This is a genomic window from Brucella anthropi (genome assembly GCF_046630315.1).
Taxonomy (GTDB): Bacteria; Pseudomonadota; Alphaproteobacteria; order Rhizobiales; family Rhizobiaceae; genus Brucella; species Brucella anthropi_A.
Map to the genome: position 1 here is coordinate 19,888 of NZ_LQBD01000019.1, position 24,239 is coordinate 44,126.

Below are 24,239 nucleotides of genomic sequence, written 5' to 3' on the forward strand. Positions count from 1 at the left end.
GAATTGCGTAGAGAAAGAACCAACGAGGAACCACAATGTCCAACAGCTATCCTATTGTCATTGTCGGCGCATCCCGCACGCCCATGGGCGGCTTTCAGGGCGATTTCGCCAATGCACAGGCAACCGATCTCGGTGCTGCCGCCATTCGCGGAGCGCTGGCCGGCGCGGGCCTCGCCCCGGAAGCGGTCGAGGATGTCTATATGGGCTGCGTCCTGCCCGCCGGTCAGGGGCAGGCACCGGCACGTCAGGCTTCCATAAAGGCGGGATTGCCGGTCTCGACGGGTGCCACGACCGTCAACAAGATGTGCGGCTCGGGCATGAAGGCAACCATGCTTGCGCATGATCTGCTGCTGGCAGGTTCTGCCGATGTCATCGTTTCGGGCGGCATGGAAAGCATGACCAATTCCCCCTATCTGCTGCCAAAGGCACGTGGCGGGTATCGTATGGGACATGGCCAGATTATCGACCATATGTTCCTCGACGGACTTGAAGATGCCTATGATAAAGGCCGCCTGATGGGCACCTTTGCCGAAGATTGCGCGGAAACCTATCAGTTCACCCGCGAAGCCCAGGATGAATTCGCCATAGCCTCCCTGACGCGTGCGCAGAATGCCATCAAGAACGGTCTTTTTGCTGCCGAAATCACCCCCGTTACCGTGAAGAACGGGCGTAACGAGGTTGAAATTTCCATCGATGAACAGCCCGGCAAGGCAAAGCTGGACAAGATACCAACACTGCGCCCGGCATTTCGCGATGGCGGCACCGTGACGGCAGCCAACTCTTCCTCTATCTCCGATGGCGCGGCGGCCCTTGTCCTCATGCGTTCATCCGAAGCAGAAAAACGCGGGCTTACGCCGCGTGCGGTTCTGGTCGGCCATGCCACCCATGCCGACAAGCCGAATCTCTACCCGACCGCCCCGATCGGCGCCATAAGCAAGCTGTCGGCGAAAATCGGCTGGGACCTGAAGAGCGTCGATCTCTTCGAGATCAACGAGGCTTTTGCAGTCGTAACCATGGCCGCCATGCGCGATCTCGATCTGCCGCACGACAAGGTCAATATTCACGGTGGCGCCTGTGCCCTTGGCCATCCTATCGGCGCATCGGGAGCGCGTATCCTCGTCACCCTGCTTTCGGCCCTCGAGACCCATGGCTTGAAGCGCGGCGTGGCTGGAATCTGCCTTGGTGGCGGCGAAGCAACCGCTGTCGGCATCGAGAGGATCGTCTGATGATCCTGACCGATACGCAGGAGCAGATTCGCGACGCCGCCCGGCAGTTTGCGCAGGAGCGGCTCGCGCCGGGAGCTGCCGCACGTGACAGGGAACATGCTTTCCCACGGGCAGAGCTTGCCGAAATGGGTGGGCTTGGCTTTCTCGGAATGCTGGTGCCGGAAGAATGGGGCGGTTCCGATCTCGGCACGGTTGCCTACGCGCTCGCACTGGAAGAAATTGCCGCTGGCGATGGTGCATGTTCCACCATCGTCTCGGTCCATTCATCCGTGGGCTGCGCTCCGATCCTGCGTTTCGGCACTGAAGAGCAGAAGCAGCGTTTCCTGCCCAAGATGGCTTCCGGCGAGTGGATCGGCGGGTTTGCTTTGACGGAGCCGCAGGCGGGCTCGGATGCTTCCGCTCTCAAAACCCGCGCCCGTCGCGATGGCGACCATTATGTAATCGACGGTTCCAAGCAGTTCATCACATCGGGCAAGAACGGCAGCGTCGTGATTGTGTTTGCCATTACCGATCCGTCGGCGGGCAAAAAGGGGATTTCGGCTTTCATCGTGCCAACCGATACGCCGGGTTACGAGGTTGTGTCGGTCGAACACAAGCTCGGACAACATGCGTCGGATACCTGTGCGCTCGCCTTTACCGAAATGCGCATTCCAGCGGAAAACCGGCTGGGCGAAGAGGGGGAAGGCTACAAGATCGCCCTTGCCAATCTGGAAGGCGGGCGGATCGGCATTGCCGCACAATCGGTCGGCATGGCGCGCGCGGCATTTGAAGCTGCATGTGCTTACGCCAAAGAGCGCATTACTTTCGGCAAGCCCATCATCGAACATCAGGCGGTCGCATTCAGGCTTGCCGACATGGCAACGAAGATCGAGACGGCCCGCCAGATGGTGCTTCATGCAGCCGCCTTGCGTGAGGCAGGCAAGCCTTGCCTGACAGAAGCCTCGATGGCCAAACTCGTCGCTTCCGAAATGGCTGAACAGGTCTGCTCGGCGGCAATCCAGATTCATGGCGGCTATGGATATCTGGCGGATTATCCCGTCGAGCGCATTTACCGCGATGTTCGCGTCTGCCAGATTTACGAAGGCACCAGCGACGTGCAGCGTCTCGTCATAGCGCGAGGATTGTGACAGTCACCTACGATAGTGTTTGCAAGTCACGGTGAAAATCGGCCAAAAGATTGCGCACGGTTTTAGAGCGGCTCCGGTTAAAATGGAATCACTGGAACCGCTCCAACTATCTGTTTTGTCGCATTATCCTCACGCAAAACCGATTCGCACTTTTGGCTCGGAAATGCTCTGGTTGAATCGCGTGCACATTGTGAGGCCAAATGACCATTCGCCCGATCGTAACCTATCCGGATAAACGACTGCATGCCGTTGCGGAGCGTGTCACGCTGTTTGATAACGCCTTGCTGGAACTGGCAAACGATCTTCTCGATACGATGCGTGCAGCGCCCGGAATCGGCATCACCGCGCCTCATATAGGTGTATCGAAGCGTTTGGTCGTGCTTGAATTATCTGCGGAAACGGGGCCGAAATTTTATGTAAATCCAGAGATTGTTTCCGCCTCCGAAGACAAGCTTCGTCATCAGGAGGGCAGCGTCTCGATGCCGGGCCTGGTCGACGATGTCGAGCGTCATGCCCGTATCAAAATTCGCTATCAAGACCTCAATGGCCAGGAGCAAACCGAGGAATCGGAAGGCTTGCTCGCGGTCTGCCATCAGCACGAAATAGACCAGCTTGACGGCATTTTCTGGATTCAGCGCCTTTCACGGCTGCGCCGGGATCGCCTCATCAAACGCTATGAGAAATCGCAGCGCCAGAGATAATTGGCGCTGCGACAATCGCTCAATAAAGCAGGCGGGCGCGGATGGTGCCGGGAATTTCGCGAATGGCCTGCAACACCGTTTCGCTGGCCTCGCCTACACCATCGGCTTCCATGACAAGATAGCCCACTTCGCCATCGGTCTGCAGAAACTGACTGGCGATGTTGATATTGTGCGTCGAGAAAACATTCACGAGGCTGTTGAGAATGCCGGGGCGGTTTTCATGCACATGCATGAAGCGCGTACCCGTCGGGCGTGGCGGCAATTGCACTTGCGGGAAATTGACAGCCCCCAGCGTGGAGCCGACATCGGAATACTCGACCAGTTTTCGGGTGACTTCCGTGCCAATCCGTTCCTGCGCTTCTTCCGTCGAACCGCCGATATGCGGCGTGAGAATGACATTCTCCAGCCCCTGAATCGGCGAGACAAACTTGTCGTTGTTGGACGCTGGCTCAACCGGGAACACATCGATGGCGGCACCTGCGAGATGGCCTTCCTGCAAGACCTTTGCCAGAGCTTCCAGATCGACAACCGTGCCGCGTGCATTGTTGATGAGAAAGGCGCCTTTCTTCATCTTGCGCAGCTTTGCTTCGGTAATCAGTTTGGAAGTCGACTTGTTGGACGGCACATGCAGGCTGACGACGTCCGAAGTCTTGAGCAGTTCATCAAGGCTCGCAGCCGGTTTGACATTGCCATATTGCAGTTTATCGGAAGTGTCGAAATAGCGCACGGTCATACCAAGGCTCTCGGCAAGATTGCCGACCTGCGAACCGATATTGCCATAACCGACGATACCCAGCGTCTTGCCGCGCACTTCACGGCTGCCGGTCGCCGTTTTGTCCCAGCCACCGGCATGCGCGGAAACCGAACGCGGAAAAATACGGCGCATCAGCATGATGATTTCGCCGATCACCAGTTCTGCGACGGAGCGGGTATTCGAAAACGGGGCATTGAAAACCGGGATGCCGCGCTTGCGTGCGGCTTTCAGTTCAACCTGATTGGTTCCGACCGAGAAGCAACCGACCGCGATCAGGCGGTTTGCGGCGGCAAAAATCTCTTCGGTCAATTGCGTCCGGGAACGAATGCCGACGATATGCGCGGAAGCAATGGCGTCAATCAGATCGGCCTTGTCCAGCGCTTTCGGCAAATGGGTGACATTGGTGTAGCCTGAGGCTCTGAAATAATCGACAGCAGTTTGATTGATGCCCTCCAGCAGAAGGACATTGATACGGTCGCGTGCGAGGGAGAGACGTTCGGTCATTTTGGGGATTTCCGGGCTGTAACAGCAAATAGTCGAATTACGACATGAATGAATGCAAAGCCGTCGTCAACAGGATAGGTTGAAAGAAATTTGCGTGAGCGGCATTTCACGGTGAAAGTAAACGCGCAACCAAACGCCGACCATATCCTCCAATCGGTGCAGGCTGACGTAAAAATGCATGGCCCGGAAGAATAGTAAAACCAAACAAGGCGCGCTTCAATTGCCTGTGGCCGGATCCGGGGCCAACTCATCAAAGTCCAGGTTCAGCCGAAAACGATCATCATAGCCGTCCTTGAGAACCGCGACCAACTATTCGCCAAACTCGACCTCTGTAAAGAGTTGAGCTATAAACGATGACTCCCTTCGATAACCGGTTCACTCCTAACGGGATTGGCGATGTATCGGTCGCCCAGACACCACGACGCTTGAATAAGCTTGAAGGTCAAACATTAACATACGCGCGCGCAACTGCCTTCCGAACCGCTTGACGGAACAGTCGCCTTTCGGTTCTCCATCCAGAGACGATATTGCCGGGCACTACGTTTCTGAGACAATTGGGAGGTAAGAAGCGCCCATATTGGGGACACATTGGGTACTGTGCGACGACCGCGGCTCAATCGCACCATCTGATATCGAACGGCAGCCATATGCGCAATCGAAGCGACAGGTTTGTTCTTCCACGTAATGGGTTTGAGTGCAGGAGCATCCGTTCTGCCTAGCCTCCAATAGCGCGGCAGATTCGGTTCGATCGCAAGCGCGGTGGCAATCCCCGCCATGGCGACGCCGCTTTCGATAACCTGCTCCGCCACTTCACGCCGCCTGATGCCACCCGTAACCATCAGCGGCATGGTTGCGACCTCGGCAATCTCGCGCGCGAATTCAAGGAAATATGCCTCGCGCGCCAGGGTTCGCTCATCCCTTGCGTGCCCCATCATCGCCGGTGCTTCATAACTCCCGCCTGAAAGCTCCACGAGATGGACGTTGAGCTTGCCGAGCATTTCGACGACCGCCCTTGCATCCACTGGCGAAAAACCGCCTCGCTGGAAATCTGCCGAGTTCAGCTTGACAGAAACCGCAAAGCCCGGAGAGACAGCAGCCCGCACACCGCGCACGATGTCGAGAAGGAGACGAGCACGGTTTTCCACGTTGCCACCCCACCGATCCTTGCGGTGGTTAGCCAGCGGCGACAGGAACTGGCTCAACAAATAGCCGTGTGCTGCATGTATCTCGATGCCGTTGAAGCCCGCACGTTCTGCAAGGACTGCGGTTGCCACAAAGCGCCGCTCGACCTCGGCGATGTCGGCTACGGTCATCTCCCGCGGCACGGGGAATTGCTTCGACTGCCCACCGAGATCAAGGGCTACAGCGGAAGGTGCCAGCGTTTCCTGGCCCAGCCCTGCCGGCATCTGACGTCCGGGATGATTGATCTGCATCCATACCTGAGCACCACCCGCCCGTGCAGCATCAGCCCAGTTCCTGAAGCGGTCGAGATGACGATCATCTTCCAATACAACGCCCGCCGGGCCGGTCATGGCCCTGGCGTCGACCATCACATTGCCGGTGATGATCAACCCCACTTCACCTTCAGCCCAGGAGCGATAGAGTTTGATGAGTTCGGCAGAAGGTGCATGATCATGGTCGGCCATGTTCTCTTCCATGGCCGCCTTGGCAATGCGGTTTGGAATGATGGCGCCATTTGACAAGGTCAATGGGGAAAAAAGCAGCATATATGTCTCTCCTAATGAGGATATGGACAGACTATAACCTTTTAGTTAACTTTAAGGTCAATAGGCTTTCTGAGAGAATCGCGACCATGAATATCGGAGAATTAGCGAAAAGGACTGGCCTCACCAGCTCGCGCATACGCTTCTATGAAAGCGCCGGCCTCCTGAAGACGGTGGACCGCCGACCGAACGGCTATAGAACCTATCCGCCGGAAGCAGTGCTCGTGCTCGAACTGATAACGACAGCTCAAAATGCCGGCTTCAGCCTCGACGAAATCCGCACACTCCTTCCATCGAATCTGGAAGATTGGCAGCACGATGCGCTGATCGAAACCCTTGAGCGTAAAGTGGCGGATATTTCCGCATTGGAAGCACGTCTCGCTCACAGCAAGGCGCAACTTGTCGGGCTAATCGAAGAGATCACGGCCAAGCCGGACGATATCGATTGCGCTGCCAATGCAAGGCGAGTGCTGTCACAATTGCTGGGAAAACAGATCAAGAGCGCCGCGAGCGACACAGGAGAACAAAGACTCTATAATAAAGCGCGACGTGACCAGTCTGGGAGCATAAAATAGGCGATATACCTTATCCGGCGCCCTATCAATTATACCCTAAAAATAGGGGGATGGGCAAAAATTCGTTATGACAGATATGACGATGCCCACCGATAAAAATCGATGGGCATCGTCGCAAAAATTATTGCATGTCGATTCCTCAAGGACCTGAATCATTCCCACTCCATACTCAACAACCAAGTTTTCTGTAGGAAATTCAGCAATTTAACTCGAAGAATGGTTTTGATACCATGAAAAATACCAAGAGCAATCTAGAGAATCTGCCTCATCTACGAATGCGATCGTTCATGCACCGCTCACAGTAGCCTTGGGTTTCGATGATGATTAGCGGCATGGTCATTTACTAAGCGACGAGCGGCTCCGCTTCGAGCGCCAAAGACTTAAGGAACAATTTGCGAAGCTCGTCGAGCTTTTCTTTAGCTATGCCCCCATCCTCAATAGCCTTCAGAGTGTGAACTGGCTTCTGGTCGTCCCGAACAGGTAAGTTCAATCCGAGGAACTTCTCCATACAGCTATCGACGAAACAAGGCTCCGCAAGGCGACTTGGGCCAGCCTTACTCCTCAGCATTTCATTCACCACCTTGTGGTGGTCCTTATCCTGATCGTCATCAAGCATCAAACCATACGGGATGCCGAATCCTTCAAGTAGAGCAATATAGCGATGAAGATTGTATTTCCCCATCGCATCGACAATCGCCACACGATGGCGGCTCAAGTCATGCCAGTCCCGTGCGAACAGCCACGCGAACAAGGCTTTTTCGGTGGCCCCCTCCACAAGCAGCACGCGGTCGGCGAAGAACATGGAGGCCCGCTCGGAATCTAACCAGAGCTGATAGCGGAATCTCTCCTCCTGTTCCGCAATCACCGCGTCTTCGGTTGCGCCTTTTAGCAGTTTCCTGGCGTTTCCCTTTGCACTCTCCGCCACCGCTGCGTCGTTAACATAATTTTCCAACCAATTCTTGAACTCGTATCCTTGACCAAGTACCTTACCAAGGTCGGTCTTCTTGACCTGGCCAATGCTACTCACACCATTATTGCGGCGGACACGAACAATCTGGCACAGATCGTCCGCCACCTTGCCTACGAAGATTGGCGAATGGCTGGTCACAATGACCTGCTGAGCATCTCCCGCTCCCAACCTGCGCAGGTGGTAAGCCATATTCTCTTGTTGAGCTGGATGCAAAAATGCTTCCGGTTCCTCAAACAGGATGAGGGTAAAATCAGGGTCGAATTCCTTTTTCCCCGCCACCTTGCTTTCGGTAAAGCTGGGCGCGAGCTTGATAAGTTCATACAGGAATGATCGCTGGAACCCATGCCCATAACGATCGAGTGCAAACGATGTTTCTCCAAGCATGGCGTCCACGAAGCCATGCCGGATTAGGTTCTTAGTGATGTCCTCCGGTGCGACAGGGTTCACTCCCATGTCGAATCGAATGCCCCATTGCTCGATGGATTGGTTGATAGGCTTAGAAATCTGAGTCAAGAAGCCCTGTTCTCCACATGCCTCGTCGTTCAACTTTCCGAATGCGCCTTCCATTTCCTTGAATGCGGGGCTGTCCGCGATCACACGCTTTAGCATCAGATTAAGCATATCCCGCAAGGGCGACGGGCCGCTGGTTTTCATCTGCTCCGCAGCGGTAGTGAGTGCCGGAATGTATATGACGCTGCCGACCTTAGCGGTACCGACGTTCTTCGCTCCATAGAACAATTCTTTCTCGGGCTCACCATTGATGATGGCGTAAATGTTGCTTTGGCTTGGCTTAAATCTTTCCTTTTCGGGGGACGCGAAGTAGCGACGGACGGTGAGGCTATAACCAGCCACACCTGCCTTGTATTTGTCCGCCAACCCCTCCCATTCAATTTCGGACAAATCGAAAGTCAGTTCAACCCAGGATTCGTCAGTCTGTACGCCCTTCATCTTGGGAAGATCGTCGCCTGAATGCTTGAAGTCCTCATAGAACGCCCGGAGCGCGGCAACAATGTTGCTCTTGCCCGCGTTATTGGCACCCACGATCATTGTGTAGTCGTGAACCTCGATGTCAGCATCGACAATAGACCGGAAATTGTGGATGCGCAGGCGGCGAAGTTTCATGGTTTCCCTCGGGTGCTATTAGTTGACACCTACACCAATGCCACCGGCACCGGCGCGGCACTGCTTTGGCCGATGACGGCGTTTTTGACTTTGAGAGCGAGGCGCTCGCCCCAGCGAATATTTCGTTATGAGTTCCATCCGCCAGAAATTGTGCCCCTATGCATCGGCTGGAGGCCATCTCAGCTTGCCGCGCCCCACACGTAACGCCTCTACCAGCCTAGTGCCGCCGGGCAACCGGCCGGAAAAGAGGCTGGGCTTGGGATCAACCGCCGGTTTCTTGAACGCACCGACACGTTGATAGTCGGGTGTTGTCAGCCAAGTTCGCCCATCACCCTCGTCGGTGACTATGCGATAGAGGCCAGCCGGCGGGGCTATCGCGGTGTCAAGCAGACGCTTGTAATGTTCGACTGACCATTTCTGAATGCCTCCGCTGAGGGCGTCGGTCCGGAACCGCGCCCATAGCGCGGCCGTATCAGGCGTGGGCCAGTCACCGGCGTCGGTGTAGGCGGTGATCTCGTCGGACTCGAGCCAGGCCCGCATCTCAGCTGGCGTGACGAAGACCGGCATAGCATCCTCGATCGCTGCCATCGCCGCGCGCCGCGAAGGAAGGCCCGCGCGGATCAGCATCGACATCATGAATTGCGGGACGCCAGTTTCGACCGCTGCTGCTGCGCCGCCCGCCACCGTCTCCGGCGACCAACCGAGTGACATGCGGCGGGTACGAACAGCTTCCAAGGCCCAGACCAAGCGATAGGTGAAGGCCTCTTCAACGACTCGCATGTTCTGCGGTCCGATCTCGGCCACATTCTCGCCAGACACCCAACTACGCAGGATAGCCTTCCAATTCGTCGGTAGCGCGTTCGCCTTATCGGGGATGAAAGGTCGCATGAACAGCAGACGTTCGCCGAGACCGCCGAGCGCATCGACAAGTGCCTCAACGTCGCCGCTCAGTGCCGCATCGTCAGCCCGGTCAAGGAGTTCGGCCAACTCGTCAGCCATGGCGTCGATTTTTAGACCCGCCTCAAGTCCAACGCCCATGGCGAAATGCCCGCGTCGCGCCTGCGCCGTGGTGGTTTTCCAGATGAGAGCGGCGCGGGCCTCGAACACCTTCTTATGCAGCGGGGCGACGTCCTTGTCCTCACGCGCGATCTGGCGTGCCCAGAGCGATCCCTTGAGCGCCTCGTCCAAGAGCTTCGGCAGGTCGGCGCGATCGGAATCGAGTGCTTCGATCAGGCCAAATACCGTTGCGTCGAGGCGCTCGACGATCTGTGATAGCGGCTCCTCTTCGATGGTTTCCTCTTTGTCATCGCCACCGCCTTCATCATCGTCGCCATCAGCGTCATACTCCGCGCCGGTCGCCAGTCGCTCGGCGACTTCGGCCTCTTCCTTGGGCGATCTCCAAGCTTCACGTGCGTTGGCCAAATATTCCCAGGCATCATCGCGATCCAGGACGCCTTCGCGGGCTAGCCTCTCAAGGATCTCGGCGACGATCTGGATGAGACCGCTCTTCAGCGTCCGGGCCTTTGCGGAGGCCACTAACTTCCTCCATTCCTTCTTTCGCCAGTCGACCTTATCGAACATGACATGCACGATGAGGCCTTCGACATCTACGAAGGCGCGTCCAGCGCGGCCGGCGACGTTCGCGAATTCCTCGCCTGTGATCTTCTCGGATGCCCGATACAACGCTGGCACCAGCAGGACGGCGGCGTTGAGGTTGAGACCCTGAGACAATGTCGGCGACGCGACGATGACCTTCAGAACACCTTCGGAGAGAAGGGCTTCCAGTTCGCGAAGGAATGGGCTCGGCAGCCGGCCGTGGTGGATGGCAACGCCGCTCTTTAGGCAGGCGACGGCGGGGTGGTCTTCGCCCAACCACTCCTTGCCGACCTCTAGAGCGCGGGCAATCGAGGCTTCATCCTCCAACAGTGAGTCCAGATAACCGCGTTTGCATAGGTCCACCACTTGTTTACCGTAGCTCTCGACCCAATTCGCCTGAGTGGAGAAGATCAGTGTCCGCTTGCCTTGACCCGCGAATTCCCATGCCGCGAACAGAGCGAGATGCGAGTTCTTGCGCGGATAGGGCTTCTTCTCTTTCCCCCGCGCGGCTTTCTCCACGACGAATTTGTCGAGAAACGGACCATCGTCGTCGAGGTCCAGCCGGAGCAGCGCGTCCTTGCCCCGCCAGGTGAGCGCGCCGAACCGCTGCCGCGTGGGGCGCCAGTCGGAACGCACAGGCTCGCCCGGTTCGTCAGAGCGTATCCACGCTGTAAGGTCTTCCAGCTCATCGCCGCTGGGCAGGATCGCGGATAGACAAACGATACGGCGTTCGCCTGCGTCAGCGCGCCGAAGCAGACGCTGCACGAGGGTTTCATAGCGGATCTCGCGTTCGCTGGGGCCAATCATGTGGCCTTCGTCGAGAACGATAAGGCCGACATTGTCAATCAGCGAGGGGTCGCTTCTCAGCGCGAAATCAAGTTTCTCGGGCGTCGCGATGATGATCTCACGCATGCGCAGCGCGTCTTCATCGCCAGCCGAAAGGCCGCTAGCGCCGTAAAGGGAGGAAACGCTGAAGCCGAGCGGCGCGAATGTTTTTCTGAACGATCGCTCAGTCTGGGCGGACAGTGCGCGCAGCGGCGTCACGATCAACACCCGGCGCGCCGACGACAGGGTCATCAGCGCGGCGATCTCCGCCACGCGAGTCTTACCGGCACTGGTCGGCAGGGCGACGACTAGATCGTCGGTGACATCCGTGGAGCGTCGAGCCGCTTCGCGCTGAGATGGCCATAGCTCCACCTCGGACGTCTTGCGGGCGAAGAGGGACGAGATGAATAGCCGGCGCAAATCCGGGTATTTTTCCTCCGTTCCCTCCGGCGGTTCAGTGGGCAAGTTTTCGTGCAGAGAATGCTGCCAGAGGTCATCGATCAAGTGACGGCAGAGGTTGCATATCCACCACAACGGAACATTCCCGCCGTTGTCCGCCAAGCTGACTGCGGTGGCGAGCAGCGCCCGCGCGGTCTCGATCGGCTCGGGTTCGCCCGTCTCCAGTGCGAAGTCGAAATGCGCCAGCGCCCGGCATATTGTCGTGTTGAGGATTGTCGATAGAGCCTCGTCGATGTCGGTCTCTTCGCCCATCAACGCCTTGGCGATCTCCTCATCTCCGTGAGCGTGATCGTCCAACCAGTCGCGAACGAATCCGCGCAGCTGGCCAAGATCGCGCAGGATCAAATGCCGAATCGCCGTTTCGCCCGGCGACGCATTGAGATCATCCATGGCCTCGTTGAAGAGCGAATAGGCAACGGCGGAGAAACCAGCCAGATGATAGGCTGCTGCGGCGATCGTGAGGCGGAAACCGCGATCAGGGGACTCGGGATCGCCGTTGCGCACCAGGGCTTCGAAGGAGTTGGCTGCGCGCTCGAACGCCTTGCTCGTCAGATCCGACGCACCGGCCTGAGCGCGCAGGGCCATCGCTCCGCGAAGCAGGGCAAAGCCGTGTTCGGCAAGATCGGTTTCGATCGTCGCACCTAGCGGCGGCGCGTTCGCCGGTAACACGCCTTCCTCGCGCATCAGCGACCAGGCAGCGCCACGATAGAGCAAGCGTCCAAGGATGCCATCGACGGTCGCGGTAGCTAAGAACGTGGTTAGTTCGTCAATCGTCTCCAAGATCTTCCGCCTCCTGGTACATGGCTGCGATGAAATCCTGGTGATCTTCGACGTGGACGTTTACTACGTAGTGGTCACGATTCGTCCCTGCGGCGTCGAGGTCCTCTTTCAAAGATGCATGAGGACCGTTACCCGACACGGTGAAAAGCATATGGTCGATGCGGTCGGCACGGAGGGACTTCACACCCACCTCGTCACGAAGGCTACGACCCAGCACGTTGTCGTCCGGATCATTACTTTCGAGGAGACGGTTTGCGACAAACAGAAGGGAATCGGGCGTGCAACGGCCGTTGTCGCGGTTCAGTACCTTCCGAGCGCTTGTAACCGTGGCCTTGCCAAGCACCTTGTTGCTCTTAGCCTCGCCCTTTAGAAGCCAGAGCTTCTCGTCCACCCCATTGTATCCAGCGCCGATGAAGTCATCGCCGCGCATGGCCATATTGCGGCCGTCCTTATAACGGAGACGTCGCACCGGCACACGTAAGCCAACCTCTTCCTCGACCAGTTCCGTGGCAAGAATTTCGCCGAGATCGCCGGACCGGCCTTTAGCGGTTTGCGGCAACGCTTCACTAAGAATCTGCGCTGCGGCCTTATATCCGAGGCGCTTCACGTCTTCGGCTATGCGTTCGAGCCGGTCGTAGTGCGACCGAATAGTCGCGGCGAAGTCTGCGCGAATCTCGTCTCGACCGCCTTCCCTCTCAACATAGGTCCAGTAGTACTTGCGCTTATCCTTCTTTTTCGTGGCTTCGCACCACCGTTCGTACAGTCCCACGCTGCCCCCAATCGACCATCCCTGCCTCGTTCGTAGTGTGATTCCACGCATGCTTCCAGCCCGACTTGGATTACGTGATCCAATCGAGCACAGTCAGGGCACTATCCGTTAGCGAATAGTATTCTATTTGAAACTATTATTGCGATTTAGAAATATCCATTCATCCAAGAAGCTAGCGACACGTGAAATCGCTAATACAGAAAGGTGGCCAGTGTGCCGCCCTTGTTATTTCCACCGTTCCAGCTCGCGGCCGACGTCGGGGCCAGCGTCGATTTCAGAGTGCAGGTTGTTGGGGGTGATGCCGGCGACGATCTGGGCAAGCTCATCATCAAGAATTTCATCGACGCCTTTGGCGGACACCTGCCCCGCCAGGCCGGCGTCGATCCGTTCGGCCAGCAAAGCCTTGAGCTGTGCCCATGCCACATCGTCCTTGAGCAGACCCGCAGCGACGGCCATGCTCACAAGCGCATCAAGCCCGAATTCGTTGATCTTCCCGCGCATCAGGTCAGACACGCGAGGTTGCGTCACGCCAAGACGGCGCGCGGCTTCTGCCTGCGTCCATCCGTGATCGCGGATTTGCTTTTCCAGGGCCATCATCAGCGCCGAACGCACCTTCATGTTTTCAGCTTCTGCGGGGGTGTCCTCGATGGCATCCCACACACTGGCAAAGGGTTCATTGCTCATCGCTTGGTCCTTCAGTGGCTCGCCGGCGCGGTCAGTATGTCGAGGGTGATCCGGCGCACGAGCTGCAACGCGGCCGCCGGCGTTCGCGCCGGTGCAGGGTGTTCCAGGTCCGCGCGCACCTGGTCGCGCAGGCCATCCAAATCGCGGCCGCCGTCTACGACCGATCGCATGAACGCGCGCACCAAGGCCTCGCCGCTGGACCCATACTCACTCGCGGCCGCGAGAAAATCCCGCTTCAAGTCCGCATCAACCGTCACCGAAAGGCGTGCCATTCAATACCCCGCTTCTTTCTGGTGCCGAACGGCAAGAATGGCGATGTTCTCCCCGTCGAAGCGATAGAGGGCGACATAGCCGCTGTTCCCGAAGTCGATCAGCCATTCCCGAAACTCCGGTTCCATGTCCTCGACCGGGCGGCCGATGCGCGGCTGATGGGCCAGAATCTTGACTCCGGCCCGGATCGCCTTCACCGCGCGTTGCGCGGCGTCGGCATCCTTGGGCGCGAGGAAGCGATAGAGCCGCTGCACATCAGCCAGCGCCGGCGGCGTCCAGATCAGACGTGGCACTTAGGCAGCTCCGCATCCTCGCCGGCTTCTAGCTTCGCCAGCCAAGCGTCGGCTTCCTCAAGTGTCAGATGCAGGCCGGTGCGCTGATACTCTTCCCAGGCGCGGAGCGCATCCTGTTTGAACGCCTCCCGCTTTTCCTCGCGCTCGACGTACTGCGCGATGGCTTCTCGCATGATCCAGTGCGATGTGCGCCGGCGGGCTTCGGCCAGGTGCTGGACGCGCCCTTTCAGCTCGTCGTCGAGCTTGATGGATGTTGCCGTTGCCATGTGGCCTCCGTAGCAAAAGGTAATACCTCTTAGTACTATAGCTCGCTCCTGCCCTGCCGTCCACCCTCGAGGAGGCCGTGCTGAAACTGTCTTGAAAGCTCATTAGGGCCGGAGAAATGCGCTAGGCGTATATAAATCGGTATTTCAGAATTGAGCCGTGTCGGCTACGATGGGCGCATTAGCCTATACCTAAAGGAGCCGAACGCATGAAATCAATCCCCCAGGGTCGCGTCGGCCGACAACCTGAATCCGTTGCGTACGCGGTAGAGATGGCCCTTTTCGACGCTGAATACCCGCCAACGAGCTGGGTTGTTCTGACCTGGCGTGATGGTGTGCCAGAGGAACGCAGCCGCCACGATAGCCGGGATGCCGCTCTGGCGGCTGCAAGGGCTTTGCTGCCGGCGGACGTGAGCATCGAGGACGGCGACCAGTGGGACCAGGTGAAGGAGGCAGCATGAGGACAAGGAAGGACCGGCGCGTCGGTTCGATGCTGGCCGGGATCGCACGCGAGGCAGGCGGCCTGACCGAAGCCGAAGCCGAGGCCATCGACCAGCTCCGCGACAAGACGCCGGCCGAGCCGATGAGGTTTGACGACGCCCCAGCCCTCAAGGTCGCCCGCGTCTATTTGCGCGTCAGCACCGACGCGCAGGACCTGGAACGCCAGGAAAGCATCATCGAGGGCGCGCGGGCGGCCGGCTACTACGTCGCCGGCGTCTACCGCGAGAAGGCATCCGGCGCTCGGCCCGACCGGCCCGAGCTGCTGCGCATGGTCGCGGACCTACAGCCCGGCGAGGTGGTCATTGCGGAGAAGATCGACCGCATCAGCCGCTTGCCGCTGGCCGAAGCCGAGCGCCTGGTTGCCGCGATCCGGGCCAAGGGCGCACGCCTGGCCGTCCCTGGCGTTGTAGACCTGTCCGAGCTGGCGGCCGAGGCGCAGGGCGTCGCCAAGATCGTGCTGGAATCGATCCAGGACATGCTTTTGAAGCTGGCCCTACAGATGGCCCGCGACGACTACGAGGACCGCCGCGAGCGGCAGCGCCAAGGCATCGAGCTGGCGAAGGATGCGGGCAAGTACCGGGGCCGGCGGGCCGATCCGAAGCGCCGCGCCCAGGTCATCGCCTTGCGCCGATCCGGTCATAGCATCACCAGGACTGCCGAGCTGGCCGGCTACAGCCCCGCCCAGGTCAAACGGATATGGGCAGAGGTCAGCCAGGCCGAGGCGGAACATATGGGAGCCTTCCAGGAGGACGCCTTGAGCGAAGCCGACGCCCTGGCGGCCGCCGACGATGGACACCAGGAGGAACAGGCATGAAGGACCGGCACCATGACGACGCAATGGCCGAGGTCTACCGCAACGACCCGGAGCTGGCGGCCGCCGTGCTGGCCGCCGTCGAGGCGGACGACGATCCGGCCGAGCTGGCTATCGTTCGCCGGCAACTGGCAATGGCGGCCTCCCCTCGCCCGCTCACGCCGGCGGAGATCGAGGCGCTACGCCAGGACATGAGCCAGGCCATCGAATGGGCGCGCGCCGAGCTGGCGCGCCGGCGAAATCAGTAACAGCTATTTAGCAGCTAAGTGGAGTGTGTATGAGCGAAACAAGAAAGCCCGCCAATCGGCGTGGTATGGATGAACTCAAACTAGGGCTGGATTTAGGAGCGGTGGCAGAGGCGCTCGCGGCCGGGGAGATCACGGAACGCCAGGCGAAGAACGCGAACAAGTTCATCAACCAGGTCAAGGCGGTCCGTGAAAAGCCGCTCAAGGCCCGTCTCATCCAGTCCGATAGCGGCCAGTTTTTAGGTGAGGCTCATCCATTGGACTGCGGAGCCTGGAAAGCGTACCGCTATGGCCCGGAGTTTCGAGACGGGGGTAAGGTCTTTCCGTCACTGGAAGACGCGGAGCAATTCATCATAAACGGCTAGCATGAGCCACTAAAGGCGATGATTAAACGAAGCTGCCCCGCGTAGCGCGGGGCAGAAGGGTCAGCGCTGGCGGCCGCTAAATGGCCGGACCCGCAGTTTTGAGAGCTGGTCAGCCGTTCCGATCAGCCGTTGCCCGGTCGGCCGCATGACGGTCTGCTGTATGCGTTCCATCTTGTCCGCGATCGCCGATGCCTGGGGGCCGAAACCCAACGCCCAAATGAGCTGGCCGAGCAGATAGAAGCCCGGCACGAACACCAGGAACAACACCCCCATGACAAGCAGGAAGTCGGAAAACGATTGAGGGGGAAAGAAGTCCATAAAGCCTCCGATTTATTGAAAGCGAACGTGTCGGGTGGCCAGGGCATGCTGAAGCTGCGCCCTAGCCTGCGAAAAGTCCTCGCGCGTCGCGAGGCCCGTTTCAGCCTGGTAGAACAGCACCATGAACAGGTTAGCCGTTGCCTCGGCCAGCGGCCCCAGCTCGTGCGCGGCGTCCTGGTCCAGCCAGTCGATAGCGTTCAATTCCGCTGCCGCGTGCTGAACTGCCTGGGAAAATTCGTTAGGATGTAGAGTTGCCATTTTTCACCTCTCTCACAGGTGGTTAGTGGAAGTGTCGGCCGGCGTTGATGCGCCGGCCGGCGCGCTTAGGTCGGCTGCGGTCGGTTCACGAACGCGGCCACCTCGTCATTTGCCCCGGCCGCCGTGCTGTCGTTCGTGCCGGCCAGGTTATTTCCGTCGAATGTGCCAGCGCTTTTGTTTCCATGGGTCGCCTTGATCGTCGCGGCGAGTTTGCCGCCGGTCGTCTCTGCAATCCGGCTCTTTGCCGCGTCGGCCATGCTGCCGGCCTTCGTGGATGCCATCGAGCCGATGCCTTTGGCGAGGTTAGCGACGGTATCGGCCGCGATCCGGCCGCCCTTGGCCGCAGTGGCCCCGATACCGCCGGACGAGCGGCCACCACCCAAGCCACCGCCCGAATTGCCGCCGCGTGCGCCGGTGCTGTTGTGGCCTGCTGCCGCTGCCAACGGCGTTTCACCACTGCCAGAGACGCCACCACTACCACCGCCGGCGTCGCCGCTGGTGCTGCTGGTACCGGCGCTGCCACCACCACCGCCACCGCCACCCATCATGGTCGACAGAATGTCAGTCCCCGCAGAGACGTTATCGTTGGCCTTCGACGCGGCCGCTGCTACAGCCGCAGCGCCACCGGCGGCAGATGCGGCCAAGGAGGCACCGCCGGATGCAATGGCCGCACCCGCTTGAGTAGCGAGTCCTGCCGCCGTCATGCCGGCGCCGAACAGGGTTCCCGCGCCGAAACTTCCGATTCCACCGCCGCCTGCACTTGCGCCGGTGATGATGCCGGCGATGAGGGGTGGCACCTTGTTGACCAGGACAAGCAAAATGATGGCAACAACCAGCATGACGGCGAGTTCCTGGGTAGCCAGGGTGTTGCTTAGCTGGGCGAAATAGTGTGTCAGGAACGATTTGCCGATGGAGACGATGAGAACCATCGCCAAGAGCTGCAAGGCAATTCCGAGGATCGTCTTGTAGTAGTTGATGGCTATATCCGTTGTCCATCGGGAGCCACCGAACCCCAGGACAATAATGCCGGAGTAAAGCACGATCCAGGCCGATGCGAGCGTCAGAAGCATATTGATCGACACAAGCGCCAGGACCAACAGAACAGCCAGAGCTTGTAGCTCCATAACTATTGCCGTGCCCATTTCGCGCCAGCTCAATTCCGAGGTGGCCTGGATTGTTCGGTTATAGAGATCGAACCCAAGATCGACAATGCTCGAAGGTCCAAGATTGGACGTGCTAAGGCCGCCCGCCTCTGCGCCCAGCTTCTGCATTGAGGTAATGATCGTGCCGGCAATGTTCATGCCGGTGACGGCGTTCGTCAGCAGCCACCAGAAAAAGCCTGTGACGATTATGAAGCGCGAAAGCTCGGCGAAGAACTCACCAATATCCGCTTTTCGGACCACCATCATGCCGAAGGTCCAAACCATGCTAATGGTCGTGAGCGCCCAAAATAGCCGCGAGGCGGCGGCCTCGATGATCGTTCCCCAGGTGCTCGCAGCTTCATTGAATCGGCGCAGCACATCGTTCATGATGCCGCCGCTACTCAGTTGACCGCCGGTGCTTTGGGCTAGCACTGGCTCGACTAGCAAGAGCGTCAACACTGCAACGATTGTCGCCCCTTTCCAGTAGGTGATTTTCATGTTCTTGCCCTCTTGGGATTAGAAGTCGTCGGCCGGGCTGGGCTTGTATTCCCACTGCCGCATTGCCTTCGCTTTCTGGAACGACTTGCAGCCATCCATGAAGGCTTGGCGCTTCGTCTCGCTATGAATCTCCGACAGCGATTTTTCGAGTAGGTCAGGGGCGCACGTAGCTGCGGTCGGCTCCGGTACATCGTCGCAGCCGGCAAGGCCGGCCGCGACAGTGACCACCACAATCAAAGGGAAAATCCGCATATACGCCCCTCTTAGAAGTCGTCGGCCGAGCTGGCCTTGTATTGCCAGGTACGCAACTGTGTAGCCCGAGCTTGGCCGCGCGCTTTCTCATCCAACTCGGCGGCCGATTGCGCCGCTATCGCGTTTTGTTGCGCGATCAACAGCCCCCGGATTTGCAGGAGCTGGTTAGCCTGCTGGCTGGCGAGCTGGTTGGCGTAGCCGAGGGTTTCCATCTGCCCTTGTGCGCCCTGCGCCTTCGATTGCAGCCGTTCGAGCTGGCGCGCGTCCGACTTGAGGTTTTCCTGTTGATCCTTGATGCCCTTGAACAGCGCATCGTTCGCCGCCTTTTGCGACTGCGATGCCAGGGCGCGCGTTTTCTCCAACGCTGCGCGTTCGGTGTCAGAGCAACCGGCCGAGGTGAAGCACGGCGACGACTTGTAATAGGAAACGTCCTGGAACTTGCCCAGGTAGGCATCCAGGCTACCGGCCTGATTGGTGAGGTTGTTCAGGGTGTCAATGGACTGCATCAGCCCGTTGATGGTGGACTGTGCCTGATCCCAGATGTAGGCCGCCGGCGCGACCGTGTTTTGCAGCATGTTCTCATACTGCTGCAATTGGGTCCGGTATTGATCGATTTGCTTCTGGACCTGCGCAACCTGCTGAATCGCGGTGACAGTGGTTTGCGATAGGTTGGTACCGTCGAGGACCGGAATGCCCGCTTGCGCTGGCATTGTGGCGACGCCAAAGGTCGCGGCGATGGAAAGAGCGATTTTAGCCGCTAAATTTTTCGGCTTCACGGTCAGCTTTCGATTGTTGATTAGGGCGCCGTACGTCTTTGCTTGCATTGCATCTACCTCCATCAGTCACGTTTCGAATGTGTGCCTGATCATGCCTTGCAATGCGGAATATGATCGACCTAATGATTGTACAAAACGGTTGACATCACAAAAATCACCTGTTGGGCAAGCGGGTCGTGTCTGTCTCGTCTCGTTCCATCGCTCAACTTGGTTAGCCGGCGGTAGCCCGCTAGCCTCGCAGAGCAGGATTCCCGTTGAGCACCGCCAGGTGCGAATAAGGGACAGTGAAGAAGGAACACCCGCTAGCGGGTGGGCCTACTTCACCTATCCTGCCCCGCTCACGCACCTGCAAACTCTGAGGAAAATCATGCAGTCCCTTCTGTATAAGTCGGTGTATTGCATGGAAATGACCGCAATCGACTGAACACAGCGAAAGGCCGCGTTTTCGTAGCGATAGACCCGCCATTTACCAACGTTGCACCGATTAAAAACAGGCAAATACAGGAGATTGCAAACATTTGACCGTCGCGCACAGCGGGGCCGCCGCATCTGTCAAAGAACGATCAGACCCGAACGCAGAACGCCCGGTTTCCCCGGTTTTATCGGTCACATGTTCCTGGTTTGTATTGCGTTCTTTGACACTTGAGGGGCGGCAAATTTAGCCACTGAAATTCTGATCGCGGCCACTAGGGGTTCCACACTGATCGAACCGCGCTCATGTTCACGAAGCCGCAGACGTTTGGCAGCAAGGGCTATGCAGTGATAATAAGAATATTATTATTCTTACCGACTAAAGGGCTGTTGGCCCAATTCGCCTGCATTCTTTCTCTGGCGATTGCAAAAGCAAGTATCGGCCTGCGGCCTGGTTGGACGCCAAGAATGGGGGAACGGCTGCGGCGGAGTGGCCCCAGAAGGCCTGAAGCGGCCGTAGCGGCGTTGTAAGAGCGATTCGGCGCCTCACAGAGGGTCAGGGGAAGCCCTAGACGGCCATAGCGGTCGTTGTAGGCGGTCTGACGACCACCTGCACTCTCCTTGGTGTTCAACCGTCGGCCCACGGCCGACTGGCAAGGCCAGGTCGCGCCTCAAGCGCGGGCTGCGCCGCGCAGGATCTGAATATCCTGAATATCCTGCTAACTCCGGGCGGGTGTGCCACATTCCGGGCGGCTGTGCCACGCTTTCGGGCGCATGTGCCACGCCATCGGGCGGCTGCGCCACGCTTTAGGGGCTGCACACACCGTTTTTCTTGATGCGATCGCCGTCGAGCATAAGCCCAATTTGCCGTAATTCTTCTGCCTCGTCCTTCAGCCTTCGCCGCGCATCGCGCATGGCTTGGCTTGATGCTTGCCCGGCGACTGCCACAATGACGGTATCGAGGAACCATCCTCCTGTCGGCTCTATCTTGTGGCTCAAGACGTGCCTTGCGACGGCCTGGCTGATTCCATGCTGCAAGCGAGCAATGGGGGCCGGGTCATAGTACAAGCTCAGGTCATGTTCGAGCAGCGTCACAAGCGCAAATCCAAGGCGTACCTTCCACAAATTCCGCTCCCCGCCCGTCAGAGGATCATGGCGTGTCATGGGAGAAGGGATAACGTGGTCAATCAATCCGCCGATGATTGAGCGGTCGAACTGCGGCATCTCGATTGTGATCGTCGCGGCTCTTAGCTCGGTCAACAGCTTTTCTATCTGAGTAAAGCTGTACCGGCTATCGGAAAGCGTTTTTCGCACGCGGGCCGGGTCTACCAGCAGCTCGACACCACCATCAGAAACATCGCGCCGACGTTCGGCGCAGTACAAAACTGCCTCGACAATATCGGCGTGCCGCTGACCTAACCTGCCGGTCACGCGACAGCGACCAAAAGAGGTTTCCATCCAGTCGCCTTCGCGCAAGCGCGGTCGCTGGCTAGGTTGATAGAGCATTACTCGCGCCTGCGCGCTGGTACTAGTGGGTGTCACGGCATTACCACCGCTCATCGTCACTCCCGTTTACGACATGCAGGACTTTCTCCTTCTTCACCTCCACCAGTTGCACCGGCACAAGGACGCCGCCATCGTGGCGTTGGTACCATCGGTCGAGTGCAGTCGCGTCATAGTTCTGCTTGCTGACACCAAACCGGACAAAGAAGCCGCGCCGGTCGTTGCCGATGGGGCGTCGGTCATAGTCGCGGTCGCTCAAACGCTTCGCCTCGTCTTCACTCATCTTGGCGACGAAGCCACACCAGCGGGCATTGTCGATTAGAGCGGATGCGCCTCGCGCAGCCTGCTGCTGATCGGTTTGCCCTTCGCGGGCGCTGCCCTTGCTCACATGGTGTAAGTACAGAACCGATGCGCCGGTGCTGGCCGCGACGTGCTCAAGCGTGGCGACAAGCCTCGCCATGTCACCGTTGCTGTTCTCGTCCTTGTCGTGAATTCGGCTCAGGGTATCCAGTACGATCAACCGAGCACCCGCGCAAAATTCAATGACACGGGCAAGGTGCCGATCGTCCATCACGTTCAGGCGCTTGCCCATGATTGGCTCAAGGGTGAGGTTCTGCGCGATAGCTTCGCGTGCCTGCTGATTCAGGTGCAGGCCTATCGCATGAATTCGCCGTACCAACGCGACTTCCGGGTCTTCCCCTGCGAAATAGACCACGCGTCCAGCGCGCTCAGGGGTGATCCCTACCAGGTCCCCACCGGCGACGGCGCACGCGATGGACATTGCAGCTTCCAATGCCCAGAAGCTCTTGCCCGTAGCTCCTGGGGCTACTAGCGCTCCGACGGTTCCCGCGAGAAAACCTGGCCATACAATGTCCAGTAAAGGCGGCTCGTTGTCGAACGCGGCCCTTAAATCAATGGCCACGATCAAGCCCCCAATCCAGGGCGGCGAGCTTGGATACCCGACAACTTGCGGGCCTCGATCCACTCCTCAACGTCAGCCAAGTCCCACACGACATTTCGGCTGGTTAGCGCAATGCGGCGCGGGAATTCTCCCCGCTGCTCCAAGTTGTAAATCGTGCGCTCGCACAGCGGGATCATGGCGAGTAGCTTTTTCTTATTGATGAGCGTTCTGTTTGTCGTTGCTTGCATGCATTGACCTCCATCAGGCACTTTCGAATATGTGCCTGATCATGCCTCGCAATGCGGAATTGCATCGACCTAATGATTGGCTAAAATGGTTGACATGAAAAATAAGTCGACCATAACAATTTGGGACGGATGCGATCCCACTGTCTCGGAAGCCATCGGCCAGCTACAGGATCGCTGGCACCCGTACTCCAAGTATTCGAAGCGCTATCCCATCGTTCGGCTGATACAGGAGCTGATCGATCCCGCCGTGGCCGCGTACACGACGACGCTGCCACAACGCTACTTGAGTCACGTCCCTGGCGCAGGAACAGGGGTGAGCCTCAGCGGAATCATTCGGTTGGTGGGGCTTGACGCGATGGTTCGTGTGCAGCGGCAGTTGCTGCGCCAGTTCGTCAGAACTGCGGACAGACAATCCGCTAGGGATCAGCGGTTTGTGGCGACGCTGGAAACGCTGATTGAGCTGGTGGAGGACTGCGCCTGCAAACGGCCAGCAAAGTCCCGAGTGCGCACCACGCGTCTGAATGGCGAGCGTCGCCAGGGTTTTTGCCGGTTCTGCGGATCACTTACCGAACTCACTTTGTACGCTGACGGGAGCGACACCCCGAAGGCCAACGATCTAGAGGAAGAGCTTCGGCTGAGCAGCCAATACTGCCTGGATCATCGACCCAGATTTCCGAGTGGCGCCTGGAACCCAGCCTACCGGCAAGCGAAGCGATCAGTCGCACAGTTCGATCTCGAATTGGCAAGGCTTAACCGGCAATGCGCAAAGCGGTCCACGCCCCGTGCGGCAGCATCCGGTGACCCGCTGGTTGACGACTACTTTTTTCACTACATGCTAGGTCAGACCTTACAGCCTGCCGACATAGCTGAGCTGCGCAACCTGGCGCGACTGATGGTGGACTCCAAGCTGTCAGACACCAAGAAGAGAATACTGATGCTCCAGCGTTCTGGCCTCAATCAGTCGGAAATCGCAGAACAGCTTCTAGGCAAGGGCCAGCGGCCACTGACGCGCCAAGCAGTGTCCAAGGCAATTGCTTCTATCCCCAATAGCTTTCACCTGAAACAGCCGAAGCGCTCTGGGCGGTGAACACCGCTCGGTAGCCCTTGGGTTCGCATTGGTGAAAGCGCAGGAAATCTCTGTATTTCTCATGGAAAATTCGAGGGAAATCCGGCGAAATCCAATGAAAACACAAGGATCGTCAATGCGCGCCGTACGCAGAGCCAATTGCAGAGCTTTACACAGGGATCGATGTGGATTGTCCTTGGTGTATCCAACGGCGTCAGCCGGGCAGGATAGGTGAAGTTAGCTAACCGGCGAGCCGGTTATCTCCCTTCACTGTCCCTTATTCGCACCTGGCGGTGCTCAAC

The 24,239-nt window shown here is 58.5% G+C and carries 26 protein-coding genes; 9 read left to right on the forward strand and 17 right to left on the reverse strand.

Features of this window, described 5'->3' with window-relative positions; genetic code table 11:
• Positions 1-35 precede the first annotated feature (35 nt).
• The 3 genes from AVM02_RS11735 (at position 36) to AVM02_RS11745 (ending at position 3,054) form a co-directional block, all read left to right on the forward strand.
• Positions 36-1,226: an acetyl-CoA C-acyltransferase gene (locus AVM02_RS11735; RefSeq protein WP_411507145.1), complete on the forward strand. Its 1,191-nt coding sequence runs from the start codon at positions 36-38 to the stop codon at positions 1,224-1,226.
• Positions 1,226-2,353, forward strand: a complete 1,128-nt coding sequence (locus AVM02_RS11740) for an acyl-CoA dehydrogenase family protein (protein WP_411507146.1) — start codon at positions 1,226-1,228, stop codon at positions 2,351-2,353. Before AVM02_RS11735 ends, AVM02_RS11740 begins: the two co-directional genes overlap by 1 nt.
• A gap of 200 nt (positions 2,354-2,553) precedes the next feature.
• Positions 2,554-3,054: a peptide deformylase gene (locus AVM02_RS11745; protein ID WP_411507147.1), complete on the forward strand. Its 501-nt coding sequence runs from the start codon at positions 2,554-2,556 to the stop codon at positions 3,052-3,054.
• 19 nt (positions 3,055-3,073) lie between these two features.
• On the opposite strand, the gene serA is transcribed toward AVM02_RS11745, so the two are convergent.
• Both serA and AVM02_RS11755 read right to left on the reverse strand, forming a co-directional pair.
• On the reverse strand, positions 3,074-4,312 hold the full coding sequence (gene serA / locus AVM02_RS11750; protein ID WP_411507148.1) for a phosphoglycerate dehydrogenase: 1,239 nt from the start codon (positions 4,310-4,312) through the stop codon (positions 3,074-3,076).
• A 449-nt stretch (positions 4,313-4,761) separates the two neighbouring features.
• Positions 4,762-6,039, reverse strand: coding sequence for an NADH:flavin oxidoreductase/NADH oxidase family protein (locus AVM02_RS11755; RefSeq protein ID WP_411507149.1), 1,278 nt, complete (start codon positions 6,037-6,039; stop codon positions 4,762-4,764).
• An 86-nt stretch (positions 6,040-6,125) separates the two neighbouring features.
• On the opposite strand from AVM02_RS11755, the gene AVM02_RS11760 reads away from it, so the two are divergent.
• On the forward strand, positions 6,126-6,611 hold the full coding sequence (locus AVM02_RS11760) for a MerR family transcriptional regulator (RefSeq protein ID WP_411507150.1): 486 nt from the start codon (positions 6,126-6,128) through the stop codon (positions 6,609-6,611).
• 343 nt (positions 6,612-6,954) lie between these two features.
• Here AVM02_RS11760 and AVM02_RS11765 read toward each other — a convergent pair whose 3' ends face one another.
• The 7 genes from AVM02_RS11765 to AVM02_RS11795 form a co-directional block, all read right to left on the reverse strand.
• Complete coding sequence (locus AVM02_RS11765; protein ID WP_032957520.1) at positions 6,955-8,703, reverse strand: ATP-dependent nuclease; 1,749 nt, start codon at positions 8,701-8,703, stop codon at positions 6,955-6,957.
• Positions 8,704-8,859: 156 nt separating this feature from the next.
• Entirely contained in the window at positions 8,860-12,363 is a 3,504-nt protein-coding gene (locus AVM02_RS11770) for a DEAD/DEAH box helicase (protein ID WP_411507151.1), read from the reverse strand.
• Positions 12,350-13,132, reverse strand: a complete 783-nt coding sequence (locus AVM02_RS11775; protein WP_350320747.1) for a DUF1837 domain-containing protein — start codon at positions 13,130-13,132, stop codon at positions 12,350-12,352. Before AVM02_RS11775 ends, AVM02_RS11770 begins: the two co-directional genes overlap by 14 nt.
• A 225-nt stretch (positions 13,133-13,357) precedes the next feature.
• Positions 13,358-13,816 (reverse strand): XRE family transcriptional regulator, encoded by a 459-nt coding sequence (locus AVM02_RS11780; protein ID WP_411507152.1) that lies wholly within the window; start codon positions 13,814-13,816, stop codon positions 13,358-13,360.
• A gap of 11 nt (positions 13,817-13,827) precedes the next feature.
• The gene (locus AVM02_RS11785; RefSeq protein ID WP_411507153.1) at positions 13,828-14,088 is read right to left on the reverse strand and encodes a hypothetical protein; all 261 of its coding nucleotides are present in this window, start codon (positions 14,086-14,088) and stop codon (positions 13,828-13,830) included.
• Positions 14,089-14,379, reverse strand: a complete 291-nt coding sequence (locus AVM02_RS11790; RefSeq protein ID WP_032957513.1) for a type II toxin-antitoxin system RelE/ParE family toxin — start codon at positions 14,377-14,379, stop codon at positions 14,089-14,091.
• Positions 14,367-14,645: a CopG family ribbon-helix-helix protein gene (locus AVM02_RS11795; protein ID WP_350320750.1), complete on the reverse strand. Its 279-nt coding sequence runs from the start codon at positions 14,643-14,645 to the stop codon at positions 14,367-14,369. Before AVM02_RS11795 ends, AVM02_RS11790 begins: the two co-directional genes overlap by 13 nt.
• 206 nt (positions 14,646-14,851) lie before the next feature.
• Here AVM02_RS11795 and AVM02_RS11800 point away from each other — a divergent pair, with 206 nt between their 5' ends.
• The 4 genes from AVM02_RS11800 to AVM02_RS11815 all read left to right on the forward strand — a co-directional run bounded on the left by AVM02_RS11800 (position 14,852) and on the right by AVM02_RS11815 (position 16,564).
• Positions 14,852-15,103 carry a hypothetical protein gene (locus AVM02_RS11800; protein WP_411507154.1) on the forward strand — a complete coding sequence of 84 codons (252 nt, stop codon included), beginning with the start codon at positions 14,852-14,854 and terminating at the stop codon, positions 15,101-15,103.
• Between the two features lie 122 nt (positions 15,104-15,225).
• Positions 15,226-15,957, forward strand: a complete 732-nt coding sequence (locus AVM02_RS11805) for a recombinase family protein (protein WP_350320761.1) — start codon at positions 15,226-15,228, stop codon at positions 15,955-15,957.
• On the forward strand, positions 15,954-16,202 hold the full coding sequence (locus AVM02_RS11810) for a hypothetical protein (RefSeq protein WP_053244043.1): 249 nt from the start codon (positions 15,954-15,956) through the stop codon (positions 16,200-16,202). The genes AVM02_RS11805 and AVM02_RS11810 overlap by 4 nt, the downstream gene beginning before the upstream one ends.
• A 29-nt stretch (positions 16,203-16,231) precedes the next feature.
• The gene (locus tag AVM02_RS11815) at positions 16,232-16,564 is read left to right on the forward strand and encodes a hypothetical protein (protein ID WP_350320752.1); all 333 of its coding nucleotides are present in this window, start codon (positions 16,232-16,234) and stop codon (positions 16,562-16,564) included.
• Positions 16,565-16,624: 60 nt separating this feature from the next.
• Here AVM02_RS11815 and AVM02_RS11820 read toward each other — a convergent pair whose 3' ends face one another.
• The 8 genes from AVM02_RS11820 to AVM02_RS11855 form a co-directional block, all read right to left on the reverse strand.
• Positions 16,625-16,882: a hypothetical protein gene (locus AVM02_RS11820; RefSeq protein ID WP_237173135.1), complete on the reverse strand. Its 258-nt coding sequence runs from the start codon at positions 16,880-16,882 to the stop codon at positions 16,625-16,627.
• 12 nt (positions 16,883-16,894) lie between these two features.
• On the reverse strand, positions 16,895-17,140 hold the full coding sequence (locus AVM02_RS11825) for a type I toxin-antitoxin system ptaRNA1 family toxin (RefSeq protein ID WP_237173136.1): 246 nt from the start codon (positions 17,138-17,140) through the stop codon (positions 16,895-16,897).
• A gap of 65 nt (positions 17,141-17,205) precedes the next feature.
• Positions 17,206-18,780 (reverse strand): P-type conjugative transfer protein TrbL, encoded by a 1,575-nt coding sequence (gene trbL / locus AVM02_RS11830; RefSeq protein WP_411507155.1) that lies wholly within the window; start codon positions 18,778-18,780, stop codon positions 17,206-17,208.
• Between the two features lie 18 nt (positions 18,781-18,798).
• Complete coding sequence (trbK, locus tag AVM02_RS11835; protein ID WP_151024282.1) at positions 18,799-19,032, reverse strand: entry exclusion lipoprotein TrbK; 234 nt, start codon at positions 19,030-19,032, stop codon at positions 18,799-18,801.
• Between the two features lie 11 nt (positions 19,033-19,043).
• On the reverse strand, positions 19,044-19,808 hold the full coding sequence (gene trbJ / locus AVM02_RS11840; RefSeq protein ID WP_350320762.1) for a P-type conjugative transfer protein TrbJ: 765 nt from the start codon (positions 19,806-19,808) through the stop codon (positions 19,044-19,046).
• A 1,218-nt stretch (positions 19,809-21,026) separates the two neighbouring features.
• Positions 21,027-21,725 carry an ABC transporter ATPase gene (locus AVM02_RS11845; RefSeq protein ID WP_243702775.1) on the reverse strand — a complete coding sequence of 233 codons (699 nt, stop codon included), beginning with the start codon at positions 21,723-21,725 and terminating at the stop codon, positions 21,027-21,029.
• Positions 21,726-21,765: 40 nt separating this feature from the next.
• On the reverse strand, positions 21,766-22,644 hold the full coding sequence (locus tag AVM02_RS11850) for a helicase RepA family protein (RefSeq protein ID WP_411507161.1): 879 nt from the start codon (positions 22,642-22,644) through the stop codon (positions 21,766-21,768).
• A gap of 2 nt (positions 22,645-22,646) precedes the next feature.
• On the reverse strand, positions 22,647-22,871 hold the full coding sequence (locus tag AVM02_RS11855) for a helix-turn-helix transcriptional regulator (protein ID WP_009363662.1): 225 nt from the start codon (positions 22,869-22,871) through the stop codon (positions 22,647-22,649).
• 85 nt (positions 22,872-22,956) lie between these two features.
• On the opposite strand from AVM02_RS11855, the gene AVM02_RS11860 reads away from it, so the two are divergent.
• On the forward strand, positions 22,957-23,958 hold the full coding sequence (locus AVM02_RS11860) for a LuxR family transcriptional regulator (RefSeq protein ID WP_411507156.1): 1,002 nt from the start codon (positions 22,957-22,959) through the stop codon (positions 23,956-23,958).
• Positions 23,959-24,239: the final 281 nt, after the last annotated feature.

What these genes read in the sequence shown, in the direction of transcription:
- trbK (WP_151024282.1), bottom strand. Translation starts at nt 19,032, where the DNA reads ATGCGGATTTTCCCTTTGATTGTGGTGGTCACTGTCGCGGCCGGCCTT.
- AVM02_RS11815 (WP_350320752.1), top strand. Translation starts at nt 16,232, where the DNA reads ATGAGCGAAACAAGAAAGCCCGCCAATCGGCGTGGTATGGATGAACTC.
- AVM02_RS11780 (WP_411507152.1), bottom strand. Translation starts at nt 13,816, where the DNA reads ATGAGCAATGAACCCTTTGCCAGTGTGTGGGATGCCATCGAGGACACC.
- AVM02_RS11745 (WP_411507147.1), top strand. Translation starts at nt 2,554, where the DNA reads ATGACCATTCGCCCGATCGTAACCTATCCGGATAAACGACTGCATGCC.
- AVM02_RS11765 (WP_032957520.1), bottom strand. Translation starts at nt 8,703, where the DNA reads ATGAAACTTCGCCGCCTGCGCATCCACAATTTCCGGTCTATTGTCGAT.
- AVM02_RS11740 (WP_411507146.1), top strand. Translation starts at nt 1,226, where the DNA reads ATGATCCTGACCGATACGCAGGAGCAGATTCGCGACGCCGCCCGGCAG.
- AVM02_RS11735 (WP_411507145.1), top strand. Translation starts at nt 36, where the DNA reads ATGTCCAACAGCTATCCTATTGTCATTGTCGGCGCATCCCGCACGCCC.
- trbL (WP_411507155.1), bottom strand. Translation starts at nt 18,780, where the DNA reads ATGAAAATCACCTACTGGAAAGGGGCGACAATCGTTGCAGTGTTGACG.
- AVM02_RS11820 (WP_237173135.1), bottom strand. Translation starts at nt 16,882, where the DNA reads ATGGACTTCTTTCCCCCTCAATCGTTTTCCGACTTCCTGCTTGTCATG.
- AVM02_RS11855 (WP_009363662.1), bottom strand. Translation starts at nt 22,871, where the DNA reads ATGCAAGCAACGACAAACAGAACGCTCATCAATAAGAAAAAGCTACTC.
- AVM02_RS11845 (WP_243702775.1), bottom strand. Translation starts at nt 21,725, where the DNA reads ATGCTCTATCAACCTAGCCAGCGACCGCGCTTGCGCGAAGGCGACTGG.
- AVM02_RS11810 (WP_053244043.1), top strand. Translation starts at nt 15,954, where the DNA reads ATGAAGGACCGGCACCATGACGACGCAATGGCCGAGGTCTACCGCAAC.
- AVM02_RS11825 (WP_237173136.1), bottom strand. Translation starts at nt 17,140, where the DNA reads ATGGCAACTCTACATCCTAACGAATTTTCCCAGGCAGTTCAGCACGCG.
- AVM02_RS11800 (WP_411507154.1), top strand. Translation starts at nt 14,852, where the DNA reads ATGAAATCAATCCCCCAGGGTCGCGTCGGCCGACAACCTGAATCCGTT.
- AVM02_RS11795 (WP_350320750.1), bottom strand. Translation starts at nt 14,645, where the DNA reads ATGGCAACGGCAACATCCATCAAGCTCGACGACGAGCTGAAAGGGCGC.
- AVM02_RS11860 (WP_411507156.1), top strand. Translation starts at nt 22,957, where the DNA reads ATGGTTGACATGAAAAATAAGTCGACCATAACAATTTGGGACGGATGC.
- AVM02_RS11805 (WP_350320761.1), top strand. Translation starts at nt 15,226, where the DNA reads ATGAGGTTTGACGACGCCCCAGCCCTCAAGGTCGCCCGCGTCTATTTG.
- AVM02_RS11755 (WP_411507149.1), bottom strand. Translation starts at nt 6,039, where the DNA reads ATGCTGCTTTTTTCCCCATTGACCTTGTCAAATGGCGCCATCATTCCA.
- AVM02_RS11760 (WP_411507150.1), top strand. Translation starts at nt 6,126, where the DNA reads ATGAATATCGGAGAATTAGCGAAAAGGACTGGCCTCACCAGCTCGCGC.
- serA (WP_411507148.1), bottom strand. Translation starts at nt 4,312, where the DNA reads ATGACCGAACGTCTCTCCCTCGCACGCGACCGTATCAATGTCCTTCTG.
- AVM02_RS11785 (WP_411507153.1), bottom strand. Translation starts at nt 14,088, where the DNA reads ATGGCACGCCTTTCGGTGACGGTTGATGCGGACTTGAAGCGGGATTTT.